Source organism: Enterobacter cloacae complex sp. 402C9 (assembly GCF_050030745.1).
Lineage (GTDB): Bacteria > Pseudomonadota > Gammaproteobacteria > Enterobacterales > Enterobacteriaceae > Enterobacter > Enterobacter intestinihominis.
Window position 1 is genome coordinate 548,797 of record NZ_JBLGUW010000001.1, and the last position, 13,930, is coordinate 562,726.

The window sequence follows — 13,930 nt, forward strand, 5'->3', positions numbered from 1 at the left end:
ATCAGACTGATGGGTCTACCGGCGCGGGCAGTGTTAAATGTGCAAGTTGTGACTGAATAAGGGTCAGTTTTTGCTGGCTCTCACGAATAGCGTGACTTTTCCCCATCATTTCAGTGATGACCAGTTCCATGTTTTGAATCTGCGGCGCAAAAAAGGCGAACATTTTTTCATCTGAGATAAGCACGTCATAGATATCTTTAAACGGCTCTTTAATGATTTTCGCCAGCGAGGCTTTTACTTCTTCCAGTTCCCGCTCCCGCTCATGTGCTTTATAGGCATCCCATAGATCGGAGCTAATCGTAAACGCTGCGCCCGCTGGGCCTGCCCATTTGGCAATACCTCCGGCCAGTTTGGTGGCCTGCCAGGGTTTAAATTTATAGACATATCCCGTGAGTTTGCCAATCGTATCGCGTGCAGCAAAAATAGTCGTTTTCAGCGTCGCCGGGCTAATTTTCGATACGCCCTTAAAGGCCCCGCCAAGGGAGCGAAAAGCTCCTTCGCTCAGGCCGCTTAAAAAGCTTTCACTGGAGTTTAATTGACGAGTGATGTCATCAGATAAGCGCTGTGTGACCGCTGTCGACTGATCGAAAAAACGATCGACAGACAGCTTAATGCGTAGGTGAAGTTTAAAGCCAACCCCCTCTTGCGTATATCCCAGTTCATCGTCCATAAACGGGCGGATATCTTCCAGGCTGAGTGGACGCAGCTGACTCATCAGCTGTTTTTCCATCTGGTTCAGCTCTTCAAATAGTTCACCAGCCAGCCTTTTAACCTCTGTACGACTCTGCGTTATATCGTTACGAAAGCGACGCGTATCCTCTTCATTTTTCTCAACAAAGGTATTTAGTTCGTTGAGCTGTAAGCTCGCCTGTGTAACGCGCTTACTAACAATATCCTTCACAACGTCCATGCCGGTTTTCGCCAAAAGTACTTCAGGTACATTGGCTTTCAGAATCTCGGCAGCGGTGTTTTTAAGATCGTTAATGCGCGAGCGGCTTTCGTAATGTTCAGGTTTGCCGAACCAGAATGGCAGACCGCGACCGTTTGGATTTGAGGCTATGCATACGATCTTCAACCGTTCGCATTCTGCCGCGTTGAGATTAGCGGCGCGCTGCAATTTGCTTTTCAAATTCTCTTTTTTTATGACCGCCTGCTCGTCAAATAATACTTGGTTCGTTAGGTTAGCTACTTCATCCATTTTATTAATCACAAAGATGATTGAAGACAGCTTATTCAGGTCGCGCAAAACCCATTTTACGATGTCGCTGTGGCTTTCTTTAAGCGGATTGGTGGCATCAACTACGTAAAAAATCAGATGCGCTTCAGAAATATAGCGTTTGGTCAGGTCTTCATACATCACCTGTTCACCGTCGATCTCGCGCTCCTTATCACCAAACAGCCCCGGCGTATCGACAATTTCACATTGGCCTGGCAAGCCCTCCGGTTTGTAAATACTCAACCGATCGGAGGACTCATCCATGGAGATATTCATATCTTCCATGACTGTGCCCAGCCAGGCGGCGATAACGCTGGTCTTTCCGTCGGAAAACGCGCCAAGCAACGCAATGCGCAGTACATCAGATTCAACGGCGGTAATAGCGGAAGCTATTTTTTGTAGGTCATCACCAATGTCTATCTCCATTTCACCCAGCGTTTCTAACATGCTGCGCAATTGTAATAGCGAATCAATGGCTGCCTGCTTCTCTATACTGAACTGTTTGAATTGTTCCATAAGGCATCGTCTCAAGTTGATTTTTTAATCGTGTGATTCGGGTAATTTGCGTTGCAAAAATTGTAATTGGCTGCTGCAAGGCACTCTGCATATCATTTACTTTTTTCAACAGGCCGCTTTGGAGTTCTTTATCTATGGCTGCAACCAGTTTCCGGGCCTCTGCGGGCACGCCGTCCAGGGCCTCCTCCCTCGCACCCTCCAGCTTGTCACGCACTTTTCCCTGTGCTTTGCGAATTTTTGACGATTTGCTGGTAAAAAAGCCGATCACCGTCATGACCACGCCCACCAGCGCCCCAGCGATGGCACCAATCGCTGTTCCAATCACCGGGAATGCGCTGCCGATAGTGCCACCTGTCATCGCATAGCTGCCAATTTTGAAAGCCATAGAGCCAAAATCGCCCAAACCAAGGTCGTAGCCCAGTACCATATCACTACCAAAATCGATGCCGCCGCTACGCTCAAAACTAACGCGTTGTTGAAATTCCACATGCTTGATATCTTCCAACAGGCGCTCCACCGCCTGAAGCATCTGTTGCTGTAGTACCTCCACGGCTTGTTCTGTATCCTTCAGCATTTCTTCCTCAACGCTGATGCGTCGTTTTTTAAACTCGCGCTGAATCCGTTGAGATATCGCGTCGCTATCGCCGAAATCGTCTTCGACAATAGCGTCACTGGCATCCGCCAGCTCGTTAAAAAAGGTATTCCAGCGGTTGCGGCGGTTATTCACAATACGGCGTTCAAACTCCGCAATTGCATTCCTGAATGCAACCCGACATTTTTCAAACTCCGGCTCCGTCTTTTTCAGAAAGCGTCGATGGCTGGTTAACTGCTCCTCCAGCACCTGTAAATATTGCCCCAACGTCTCACGGACTTTGCCTTTATTGCTTTCGACAATATCTTCACGGAAGGTAGCAACTTTATTTCTGATGGTCCGTGCAACCGCGTCAATCTGGCTAAATGTCCGCATTTCCTGACGGCTAGGGAACACGTCCAGAAACTCCTGTTGGGATACTACCAAGTTATGCTCCCGGGAAGGGTGAATGCTCGTACTTTGCGTACTGTCGTGATATGCCAGCGCCGAAAATGCAAGCAACCCCTGAACACAATGGCCCTTCTGTAGCACTACCGCCCCTAAGACTGGAGCCAGCACTTCAACGGTCTGGCGTAGTGCATCGCCAGCACCGCCCTGCTGAGCGAGCTCCAGACGATCCTCTTCGAACTCATAGGCTTCGGAAAAACCACGAACGTTGACCAGCGGATAAACCTGCGTGCCATATTCTAGATATGACTTAATTTTCTCTGCAGTCGCAGTTTCGGGTTTCTTGTTGGTCCCGTTGACGTAAACCACCATATGCGCTTGCGCAATGGCTTCTTTCACAAGATGAACGTAGCGGGTCTCATTACCTTCAATCCCCGGTACGTCGATCAGTTGAAAGTCTTTATCGTCGATATGTAACGTGTAATGGGTATTTCCTTTGGTAAAATCTGACTCACCAGTACCAATAATTAAGCCATCGACGCGCTTTGCCGTATTTTTTAACTTTTCCGTCCGGATAACTGACTGGATAAGACACGACAAACTTTGATCCAGTAATTTCTGAATGTTGAGCGCCGATTTACGTTCGCTGAGGCTGATATCAGCCAGCCGTTCAGGGTTTTTCTCTACAAGATAAAGTGCATCACTCATCCCTATTGCCCCGTCAGGAGATTAATTAGCACAACTGCTCCAGCACCAACTATCACCCCCACAACGGCAGTGACAAGCAGGGTGATACGCGACTTAGTACTGGTTCGCTGTTGCAAAATTTGTAGACGCGACTGGCTTTCATTTTGTTCCAGCAACTGATGTGCTTTATTCGCCTCTTCTTCCATTTTTAATCGTAAGGCACTTTCATTGGTAATGATTTGCTGCAAGCAGATGGCGGAAAAACTGATGGCACTAATTTTATCGACAACATCGCTGTAAATCCGCCCTAAATCATCGCGTAATTGCGTCAAATGCTCGCGCAGTTCTTGCTCGGCTTTTTGTAGATCGTTTTGATTATTTTGCAGCAATTGTCGGCGGGAGGTTTCATCAAACACTATCCGCAGAGATTCGATAATAGTACTTTTGCCCGCGTTGGTTTCGCCAAAAAACGCGAGCGTAAATTTGTCCCACTCGGCATGTTCCTGCAGATAGGATAACTTCTGGTTGAAAGTATTCTGCAGAATCTGCAGTTGCGCCGTCATCGCATTAAGCTGCTTTTTAGCATCTTCGTTCTCGACGTGAAGTCCTGCAATATCAGCTAATGTTTGCTCAATGTTACGTCCCACGTCGGCATAAAGCCGGTTGAAGTCCTCAGAGGTATTCATTTTTAAATCTCATTAGGGTTCTGTCTTCGCCGGTTCGCTTAGCCACGTAGTCTCCCCGGTAGGCTTACGTAATGTTACTTAACTTGGAGGCAATCTTACCGTTGAAGCAAAAGTAAAACCATTTCGACGGAAAGTTAAAATGCCAGTGCCTGGCTCAGATCAAAATGCATCGTCTGTATGTTCTCATAATCAAAACTAATCATTAGCTTAGGGTTTCTTTGCCGTGGGATTCGAACATGAGATGTAAGCGATCTTGCGCCAATTGCTGTGGGTCGTAACTTTATCATTGTCCCCAGTTTTCGTTAGTAACGTTACAGTTGTGACAGAATGTCTGGGGTTCAGGATAATCAAACTTACTTGCTAATATAAATCGTTAACAGGGGAGAGGGCTGTATACCGGCAATGCTGCCGATACGTCTTCGATGCTGTAGATACCGGTCTGGCACCGGTAACAGTGCTTCACGCCCTGATAATGGTCACCGCACCACACACAGTACCAGGACAGCGTCATCACCGTTGCATCCAGTCCGTTGAGCATATTGCACAGCTTCCTGTGCCGGGCCTCAGCTTTCACTTCCGGGTCAAGATGAGCACAGTTCATCAGCACATCCCGGGCCACGCTCTGCGTATCGTGTTCAAACCACGCCGGGTCGCTGAAAGTGCTGGCATGCAGCACCAGACGACAACCACAGGAAGCACAACTCCATATCTGCCCCGGTGCGCTCATGGCCTCACCGGCCGTCACAAAGTGACCTTCGCGGTCATTTGCCAGGTAACATTTCAGTACGCGCATGCCGTTACCTCTGCAGTCCGAATTTCAGCATCAGGGAGCGCCCGGCTGAACTCACCGGTCCGGCAGCTCAGGCAGTAGCGCTCGCCATGGTAATTGCTGCCGCAGCCACTGCAGTGCCAGTCATACTTGTAAACCAGAGGGCGGGCATGCGGTACGTAACATTTAAGTTGCCGGTTATGACGGACCTCCTCAGGCTCTGGTCTGACATATGGACAATGCAGCCGCCCGTTATCTGTTAGCATCCCGGACTGGTGTTCAAAGTAAGGTCGCTCAGTGTCGTATTCAGGGTGGTACTGCAGCGCACTGCCGCACAGGTGGCAGGTGTAGCGGTCATACGGATACCGTTGCGCCGTTCTGGCTGCGGTGAGACGACCATTACCGTCAAGGGCTATGAAAGATTTGGCGTACATCGTGGTGCTCCTTACCGCCAGACGACACGCAGGCGAAAGCCGTCCCGGTATGGGCAGCATGGCAGTGTGACTGGCGGGTCAGTTAACCGGAGTGATATCTCCACCCGGTTGATGGAGCATATCCGGGATAATCCGGCTAAGGACGTTTACGAAGATGAGTTCTTCCGCATTCGTTACTATCAGAAAGGCACTGCGCACTTGGCCTTCAAGCGTCTGGAATTGATTGAGCGAATGAATGACATCATTGCGAAACACTTTCCGGGAATGCTGGCTTCGAGATGATGGGGGGACTGATATTATCTTCGTCGCAGGTAGCTATAGTTGATGAATAGCGCCAGAGATATGCTTGATTGTGATAATCTTCGAGGTAACTCTTGCCCCGATTCGAGTCCCAAAATCAACGATTTAATGTGTTGGTATCGATGTTGGTACATTATCTAAATGTTATTTTTTATTTATTTTAAATCATAGGATTAGTCATCATGTGCGAGTCCGGCCTTCGCACCAGTAGTATTTCCAAGATCATCCGAAAAAGTCCAACTATTCACTTAAAATCAATTTTCGCAGCGATTTTTACGGCCTGAGTCGTCCGAGGTTGTCCGTTGAAATCCGGAAGTCATTGGGGGCATAATTGGGGGCATCTTAACTTCGATTAGAAATGTGCCCCCAAATGAAGGTCAACACCAGACAGGTCGAGACAGCTAAGCCAAAAGACAAACGCTACAAAATCGCCGATGGCGGCGGTTTGTATCTTGAGGTTTTGGCCACGGGCTCTAAAAACTGGCGCATGAAATACCGACGCTCCTCTGACAGGAAAGAGGAGCGCCTCGCTTTAGGTGTTTGGCCTACTGAGACTCTTGCTCAGACAATAGCAAAACTCGACGAAGCTAAAAAGCTGTTAGTGCAGAGCATTGATCCAAAAGCCGAGCAGAAAGAAGCTCAGGCCGAGAATTCGGGGGCATATACTTTCGAAACTGTCGCTCGTGAATGGCCTGCCAGTAACAAGCGCTGGAGTGAAGACCATAGATCGCGCGTTCTACGCTACCTTGAGCTTTATATCTTCCCTCAAATCGGTTCGTCTGACATTCGCCAGTTCAAAACCAGCCACCTATTAGCCCCGATTAAAAAAGTTATTGCCAGTGCTAAGAATAACGTCGCGCAGCGTCTTCAACAGCGTGTCACGACTATTATGCATTATGCAGTACAGAATGATTACATCAACTCAAATCCAGCCAGTGATATGGCCGGTGCGCTATCGACAACCAAACCGCGACATTATCCCGCGTTATCCTCTAGCCGCTTCCCTGAGTTTCTTCCTCGTCTTGCTGCATATCGTGGCCGTGTAATGACACGGATCGCGGTCGAGCTTTCTTTACTAACTTTTTTACCTTTTAGTGAGTTACGCTTTACGCGTTGGGATGAGTTTGACTTCGATGAATCTCTTTGGCGTGTACCTGCAAAACGAGATGAAATTAAATATGTGCGTTACTCGTACCTTGGTATGAAGATGAAAGCGGAGCATAACGTTCCGCTTATTTGGCAGGCGATGGGTTATGACACGAAAACTGAAGTTTGTGGAAACGGATTCAAAACAATGGCGCGTGTTGCTTTGGAAGAGTCAGGGTTATGGAGCAAAGATGCTATAGAATGGCGGTTGAGCCATTCCGAACGTAGCAATGTGCGTGCGGCCTACATGCATATTTCTGAACATTTTGATGAGCGTCGTCTAATGGTTCAATGGGGGGCCGAATTTCTTTCCGGAAATACCCAGACATTAATTTCTCCATATGAGTTTGCAAAAAGTTAAACACTTAAATATATATCAATAATATTGATGATGCTTGCTTGATTTAAACTAAATCGCCCTTAAGTAAAGGAATAATAATTAATGATTACTAACAATGTCGTTATAAGCGCTTATAATTGCCTTAAGTCATATGCTTACTATGAAAATCTTAATTTCTTTCTAAAAGCTGAAGTGGCTCGTTTTGAAAGTTTTAATTTTCAATCAAAAATTGATCGAATAGTTGAGTTCTTCGAAAATGATAATGAAGATTTCACAAAATGGCTGAATAAAATCGAAGTTGAGCTTTTGCCAAAGAAAATTGATAGTCATTTAGACTTTGAACAAAAAAGTGGAGCCCTCTTCTTAAGTAATAATAAAACAGCGGATAATTATAAAGTTTGTGCAGTGAATTATTTAATAACTGCCCCGACAGAAATATATATTATTGAAACCCTTTGGTCTATTTTTGTTGGGTCCTTACTTGATGATAATTTTTCAGACTCAGTTTTCGGAAATAGAATTTCTAAGTCAATCAAGAAATACTCTAAGAAAAATGATGATAGTAGAAAAATAAATGCTAAAAATATTTTCGAAAGATATATTGATAACTATAATCGATGGCGAGATGGTGGGATAAATAAAGCAATTGAGGTTATAGAAAAAGAACGTAATGATGTTGCTATATTATCACTTGATCTGAAAGGTTATTATTACAATATTGACATTGATTTTGATGTCATTGACGATTTTATTAGAGAATATCAACTTGAAGAAATTAAAGAACTATCATTATTTCTGAATGAAAAGTTAAAGCTGATGCATGAAACTTATAGGAATAAGATATCTCCTTTTATTGAGGAAACTCACCCGGAATCTATTTTAAAGGGGATTCCAATTGGTTTTACGTCATCAGCTATATTGGCAAACTGGTATCTCGGTGATTTTGACCGGGATATTAAATCCAAGATTAATCCATCTTATTATGGTCGTTATGTAGATGATATTTTATTTGTCTTTTCTTCGCCTAAAATTGGAATTGAAGATAGAGGTGATGAAGTAGTTAATTTCATTAACAGAAAGTTAAACGACTTTATAATACCTACTGACGATCAAAAGGGGTTCAAATTGACGTCAGCGTATCATGAGTTACCCATTCAAAAAGATAAGCTTATCTTTCATTATTTTAATAAAGATCATAGTCTTGCTGGTTTGCAGGTTTTCAAACAAGAAATTGAAAACAGAAGTAGTGCTTTTCGTTTTTTGCCAGAAGAGCATATTTCAAGTGACCTAGATAAGTTTGCATATGATATTTTATTTGATGGCTCTGCCAATAAATTTAGGAGTATAGTGGGTTTGGCGGAAAATGAAACAGAGCTTTCTAAGTATATATCCTCTCATATTTTAGCTCACAGATTATGTAATTTGCCTTCTAATGAAAACACCTTGAAGCAAATAACATTATTCTTTAAAGGTGAAAACGGGCTAAGGTTTTGCCGATTGTGGGAAAAGGTTCTTTCATACACCTTAATTACAAGGAGATATGGCTTTTCAATAATGTTTTATAAGCAAGTTATTGAATTAATACACAAGGTTAAATGGTATAGTAAAAATGATGATAATGTAATCGATAGAAATAACGAAATTAGTGAACTAGTGGCCGATAAGTTAAAGCTAGGAATCCAGCGATATATAGATATCTCAATGTGTTTAAATCTCGCATTGCTAGATTTAGATACTTTGTTAGGGGGTGAAAAACCACGAAATAGAAGTTTGGAAGGATTGTGGGATTTAATAAATCAGCATGATGAAATGCCCTTGATGATAAAAAGATTTAGGATGAGCAACATGATTCGTCATAATCTAGTTTCTTGGCCTTTAGCTAATTACACAAGTTATAATGGTGATCTTACAGAAGAAAATTTATATAGTAAATTGCATGGTGTTTCACTGTTAAAAAGAAAGATCAATAAAACTCCAAGATATATCCATGCCGATGAAGAACAACTGTTTGAATTAATTGATGCTTTGCACAAAAATACTTTAAATGACTTTACAGAGGAAAATAAATATCATAGAAAAAGTTGTTCTGTAGAACGTATAAAAGACAATAAAGCGCTGGAAATAACGATCGATGTAGACGATACTAAACATAATGATACAATAAAAATTGCTCTTGCAAATATGAAGGTCGAATACAAAGATATTGAGAGTGCATGTAGAAAAGATCAGTTGCCAAATTTAAGCTATGAGCGACAGAAAAATCTTTATCGTATTCTTAATTCCGCGACCGATGAGAAGGTTCAGATATTACTGCTTCCTGAGTTATCGATACCTGTTTCTTGGTTGCCATTTATGGCTGCACATTCAAGAAGAAAGCAAGTTGCTCTAATATTTGGTCTTGAGCACTGGGTGGTGAATGATCGTGCGAATAATATTTTGGTTGAAATGTTACCTTATTCTTCCCATTTTAAGCATAAGTCCAGTATGTTGACATTTAGAGTTAAAAATCACTATGCACCAAGTGAAATTAAAATGTTGACCTCATTAAGGCTGGATATTTCTTCACCTATTCCGGAACATCAAAAATATCATTTAATAAAATGGAAAAACATATCGTTTTCAACATACAACTGCTTTGAGTTGGCAAATATTGAACATCGGGCACTTTTCCGCTCTAAGCTTGATATATTATTTGCTAGTGTATGGAACAAGGATATAAATTATTATCAACACATCACTGAATCAGCCGCCAGAGATTTACACTGCTATGTTGCGCAATCAAATACATCTCATTATGGTGGTTCATGTGTTCTTCAACCTACTAGCAGTACAATTTCTAATAAAATATATGTTAAAGGTGGAGAGAATCATTGTATTTTAACAGCTACCCTGAATATTTATGCGTTACGTGAGGCTCAATATCGGTCATTTAGAATAGATTCGGATTTTATTAAACACAATCCTCCTGGATTTGATTATGACGAACTTTTAGCTCGGAGTGGAAAATGAGTGCGTTTTGGGAAGGGCTTCTGTCATCTAGTATTTCTTTAGCCGTTATTGGTTTTGTTTGTAAAACATTTTTAAAACATATTGATAAAAGAGAATTAGAATCCTTTAAAAATAAACTTAAATATGAAAGTGATATAAAGGCAAAGGAAGAAGATCGTAATTACGATATTCGGAAGGCAAGGGACCTTGAGGTTGGCCGTTGGGGACTAACTTTACTTAGCGCTGCAAATGGCTTTTTAGGCCGATTGTATTATATCAAAGAACACAAAAATCTTTCATCGAACCAGTATATTGTTGATAGCACAAGGTTCTATTTGTGTCAGTATCTTTTCTGGGCTCAACTTTTTAGGAAAAATAGAGACTCTTCTGTGTTCTCACCAACAAATGATGAGATGCTTATTACCGAGCTAATTAAAAACATTTCAATCACTTTACGAGGAAATGAATTCGGTTTGCCGTGTATTCGATCTCTTGAACAGCAGTACATTGGTGATAGTTTAAATATTAAAAGTGAGTGCATTACTTACAAGGAATTTATAGATTCCAAGGTGTTGAGTCAATATTCAGCATTAAATGATTTTGTTGATTCAATTCTGAATGATGACAATAAAGAGTTTATCAATATAATTATTGTATCGTTTCAAGATTTGAAATCCCATTTTGAGACTACACTGCTAAAAAAATAATTCTACTTCTGGTGCGTAATGTTCTTCCCGCCACGCCTGCTCACTTAAGGGGCCGCTTTTTATGCAGGTGCAAGAGCAGCTTCAGATGGTGCCAGAGCTGGCGTCATCGAGGGCAGCGAGGCGGGTAAAACGCATGCAAAACCATGCGCATGCATGGCTTAATTTACGGGGATTTTTTGACGGGCTACTGCGCGGCCAGTTCTGAGCGTTTATTCACGTAATTCTGGTTTTGCGCGGGTGTGTTTTTTTACGATTACCAGCCCGCGAAGCCGCGTCAGGCCTGAATAGCCGGTATTTTTTATACCTGATGATCATACTGTGTGAACAATCGACTGTTCACCCCTTCAGTGTCTATCACCTTATTAACCTTATGAAAATTTTATATAAAAATCAAAGATGAACAGTAAAAGCTAAAAATTCCCCTCCCCTCGTCGCCTGAACCGGCCCAACCTGAGCGCGCAAAAATTACAAAGGTGAAGAGTCGACTGTTTACACTACACTAACTCCTCATCATTTAACTACATGATATAAAATGAGAAATAATCGAGGCGAACTATTAAATGCAAAAAAATTCTTTTTGGGGATTGAGTTTCGGTAAGGAGCCGGATTTCGGATCCTTACCGAATAGGGCGTAATCTTTAATTTGCTTGCAATATCAAATGGCTAAGCTTGAAGTGGTTGAAAAAGGGTTTGGGCTTAAAAGGGTAGCATATTAGTTATAATTAAATTAATAATTATTTAATTTCAGTGAGTTACATCGAGATTCGAGTCCGGCCTTCGCACCAAATGATGCAAAAATGAGCTGCCTGAAGGTGGTTTTTTGCTTAAAATGCTAAAATTAGCACTTGTCCATTAGATTTCTCCGGTTTATGGTGTTATCTTGAATAAAATTGTATTAAATGGACAGTATATGCATAAGAAAATCATATTATTTTTTTTATTCGTATCATTGAATGCGCATGGAAGCATTAAATTTGAATCTTTAAGTTTAACGCAGCCGCAGTCTGATCCTGCTTTTGAATTAATTAAACCGAATTATTCATTTGAAAATTATAGTAAGAAAAATGATGATTTTCTTATAGAGCAGTACGGTAATGTCAAAGATACTCAAAATGAATTTCTTCAAGCACTTGATGATTTGAAAGAAAATACCAGCTTTAATTATGCTTTGTGGGCTAGTATCCTTCTAGGATGTGTGACGATAATAATCACACTTATAAGTGTGTTATTGGCATTAATGTCTATCGTTGGATATCGAAACTTCAAAAAGAGTATTGAATTAAAAGTTAAGAATATTTCATCATTAGTTGCAAAAGAAGAAACAACAAAACAAATTGATTATGTTGCCAAGAAAGAACTTGTTAGATTAATAGACGAAGGGGCATTAACACAGCACCTTGAAAGTGCAGTTGATATGGTATATCTACGACTGAGAGGCCGCCCAGATGATTCAAAGGATGGTTTTAACAAATATCCAGAATTAGATGATGAGGAACTAGAGAAATGAACCACTCACATGAATGGCAACTATTATCTCAAAAAAATAAGCAACTTATTCAAAAATATCAGGAAGAATGCCCGATTAAATTAGGCTTGCTTGCGAGTGAGCTCGGTTTGCAGGTTAAATTAGCAACTTTACCTGCAAATATCTCGGGTGAAATTAAGGAAGTAGAGGGTGTTGTAACGATCAGGATAAACAGGCATGATGTTAAAGCCAGGCAACGTTACACTTTAGCACACGAAATTGCACATTTTCTTTTGCACCGCCATTTATTGCGAGAAGGTATAAGCGACGATGTTTTATATCGTTCTTCACAATCCGGTGATATTGAAGCAGAGGCTAACAGGCTGGCTGCAGATATAATTATGCCATCATCTCACATCGATAAGATATATCAAATTCATTATAAAGGGAAAAAAGATGCTATACTTTATGAGTTAATGGCTGAAAGTCTTGCTGTTTCCGTAATAGCCTTGAAATATCGTTTGGGAGTTAATTGAAAAGGGATGTCTATGCTGCTGACAAAATTTTCTTACATACCAATTCTTGCACTCAAGCCGGCAGAGATGGCAGCCTTGGAAGAATTACCTTCAAAGGATAAGTCTCTTTTATTGCCTTTAATCTCTCTTAAGAAGTGGGCAAACTCGAAAACTTTTATAAAGTCATTAGAACGGATAAAAAAAGCCATTGGTGATAATTATTTTATTGCTGATTTAGATAAAGACTTTCTGGTTAACTTGGCGGAAGGTAAAGTTACTTGTTCAGATGAGTTTACTAAGGAAATTTTGAATTTATCTTCACCAGATGACGGGTATAGTAATTGGTCGGATTTCATTGCTCAGCATAATAATTTTATACCTGCGCTTCAATTTGGTAAAGTTAATGAATTGAGTGCTCAATTAGAAAAACTCATATTATTAAATAAACCTATTGTTGCTCGTTTTGAGTTTTTTGGGTCTCATGCAATATCACTGTCAGATTTCACTGCTGCAATTAAGATTTTATCAAAAAAAAATTACGATCATGGTTTGCTTGTAATATTTGATTATGGCGATGTGAATCGGTTTGATCTTTTAGAGTATCAAAAATATTCTAATCTCATAAAAAACATTAATACCTTACTCCCTTCAGCTGTGTTTAGTGTTTCTGGAACTTCATTTCCATACTCTTTTGCTGGCTCCTATCGTGGGGAGATACCAATCTATGAAAGACAGATTTTTAATAAAATTTTTAAAGATTGTAAAAAAATTAAGACTATTTATTCTGATCGAGCAAGTACAAGAGCATTAAACAATGATGGTGGTGCCGGTACTCCCCCACCAAGAATAGATTATCCTCTCAAAAATGAGTGGCGTTTTATAAGAAAAGAATTTTCATCTGGGACGATCGAGAAGGAGGAATTATACAAACTTGCTGCATGTGAAATGTTAGATTCTGAATATTGGGATCATAATTTACATCTTTGGGGCACTCAAATGATTGAAAAGACATGCCTTGGAGATCCTTTTGGGATTACTTCAGCTAACAGGGCAACGGCAGTACGTATAAACCTGCATTTGTATCAGCAACTACATTATCATGACTCTTTAGATGATTTAGATACTGAGGAGGAATGGGTTGATTAATACATTAATAACGATATTATAATTATAATATCGTTA

11 protein-coding genes and 1 pseudogene are annotated in these 13,930 nt (G+C 41.1%); 7 read left to right on the forward strand and 5 right to left on the reverse strand.

What is annotated here, in order from left to right; translation table 11 throughout:
• Position 1: 1 nt before the first annotated feature.
• The 5 genes from ACQG1K_RS02620 to ACQG1K_RS02640 all read right to left on the reverse strand — a co-directional run bounded on the left by ACQG1K_RS02620 (position 2) and on the right by ACQG1K_RS02640 (position 5,287).
• Complete coding sequence (locus ACQG1K_RS02620) at positions 2-1,732, reverse strand: LeoA/HP0731 family dynamin-like GTPase (protein ID WP_367075469.1); 1,731 nt, start codon at positions 1,730-1,732, stop codon at positions 2-4.
• Positions 1,686-3,419, reverse strand: a complete 1,734-nt coding sequence (locus ACQG1K_RS02625) for a DUF1269 domain-containing protein (protein WP_426720958.1) — start codon at positions 3,417-3,419, stop codon at positions 1,686-1,688. The genes ACQG1K_RS02620 and ACQG1K_RS02625 overlap by 47 nt, the downstream gene beginning before the upstream one ends.
• 2 nt (positions 3,420-3,421) lie before the next feature.
• Positions 3,422-4,084, reverse strand: coding sequence for a hypothetical protein (locus tag ACQG1K_RS02630; protein WP_367075473.1), 663 nt, complete (start codon positions 4,082-4,084; stop codon positions 3,422-3,424).
• A gap of 373 nt (positions 4,085-4,457) precedes the next feature.
• A complete protein-coding gene (locus ACQG1K_RS02635) occupies positions 4,458-4,877 on the reverse strand; it encodes a putative zinc ribbon protein (protein WP_367075475.1) in 420 nt (139 codons plus the stop codon).
• Complete coding sequence (locus ACQG1K_RS02640) at positions 4,865-5,287, reverse strand: putative zinc ribbon protein (protein ID WP_367075476.1); 423 nt, start codon at positions 5,285-5,287, stop codon at positions 4,865-4,867. The genes ACQG1K_RS02635 and ACQG1K_RS02640 overlap by 13 nt, the downstream gene beginning before the upstream one ends.
• 84 nt (positions 5,288-5,371) lie before the next feature.
• On the opposite strand from ACQG1K_RS02640, the pseudogene ACQG1K_RS02645 reads away from it, so the two are divergent.
• From ACQG1K_RS02645 to ACQG1K_RS02675, 7 genes and pseudogenes are all read left to right on the forward strand, one after another.
• A pseudogene (locus tag ACQG1K_RS02645) lies at positions 5,372-5,569 on the forward strand (DUF4942 domain-containing protein); the annotation flags it as partial.
• Between the two features lie 388 nt (positions 5,570-5,957).
• On the forward strand, positions 5,958-7,094 hold the full coding sequence (locus ACQG1K_RS02650) for a tyrosine-type recombinase/integrase (RefSeq protein WP_367075478.1): 1,137 nt from the start codon (positions 5,958-5,960) through the stop codon (positions 7,092-7,094).
• An 81-nt stretch (positions 7,095-7,175) separates the two neighbouring features.
• Positions 7,176-10,082 (forward strand): RNA-directed DNA polymerase, encoded by a 2,907-nt coding sequence (locus tag ACQG1K_RS02655; RefSeq protein WP_367075480.1) that lies wholly within the window; start codon positions 7,176-7,178, stop codon positions 10,080-10,082.
• Entirely contained in the window at positions 10,079-10,768 is a 690-nt protein-coding gene (locus ACQG1K_RS02660) for a hypothetical protein (RefSeq protein WP_367075481.1), read from the forward strand. The genes ACQG1K_RS02655 and ACQG1K_RS02660 overlap by 4 nt, the downstream gene beginning before the upstream one ends.
• Before the next feature lie 910 nt (positions 10,769-11,678).
• Positions 11,679-12,275, forward strand: coding sequence for a hypothetical protein (locus ACQG1K_RS02665; protein ID WP_367075483.1), 597 nt, complete (start codon positions 11,679-11,681; stop codon positions 12,273-12,275).
• Positions 12,272-12,769 carry an ImmA/IrrE family metallo-endopeptidase gene (locus ACQG1K_RS02670; RefSeq protein ID WP_367075485.1) on the forward strand — a complete coding sequence of 166 codons (498 nt, stop codon included), beginning with the start codon at positions 12,272-12,274 and terminating at the stop codon, positions 12,767-12,769. The genes ACQG1K_RS02665 and ACQG1K_RS02670 overlap by 4 nt, the downstream gene beginning before the upstream one ends.
• Positions 12,770-12,781: 12 nt before the next feature.
• Positions 12,782-13,894: a beta family protein gene (locus tag ACQG1K_RS02675; protein WP_367075487.1), complete on the forward strand. Its 1,113-nt coding sequence runs from the start codon at positions 12,782-12,784 to the stop codon at positions 13,892-13,894.
• The last annotated feature ends 36 nt before the right edge of the window (positions 13,895-13,930 follow it).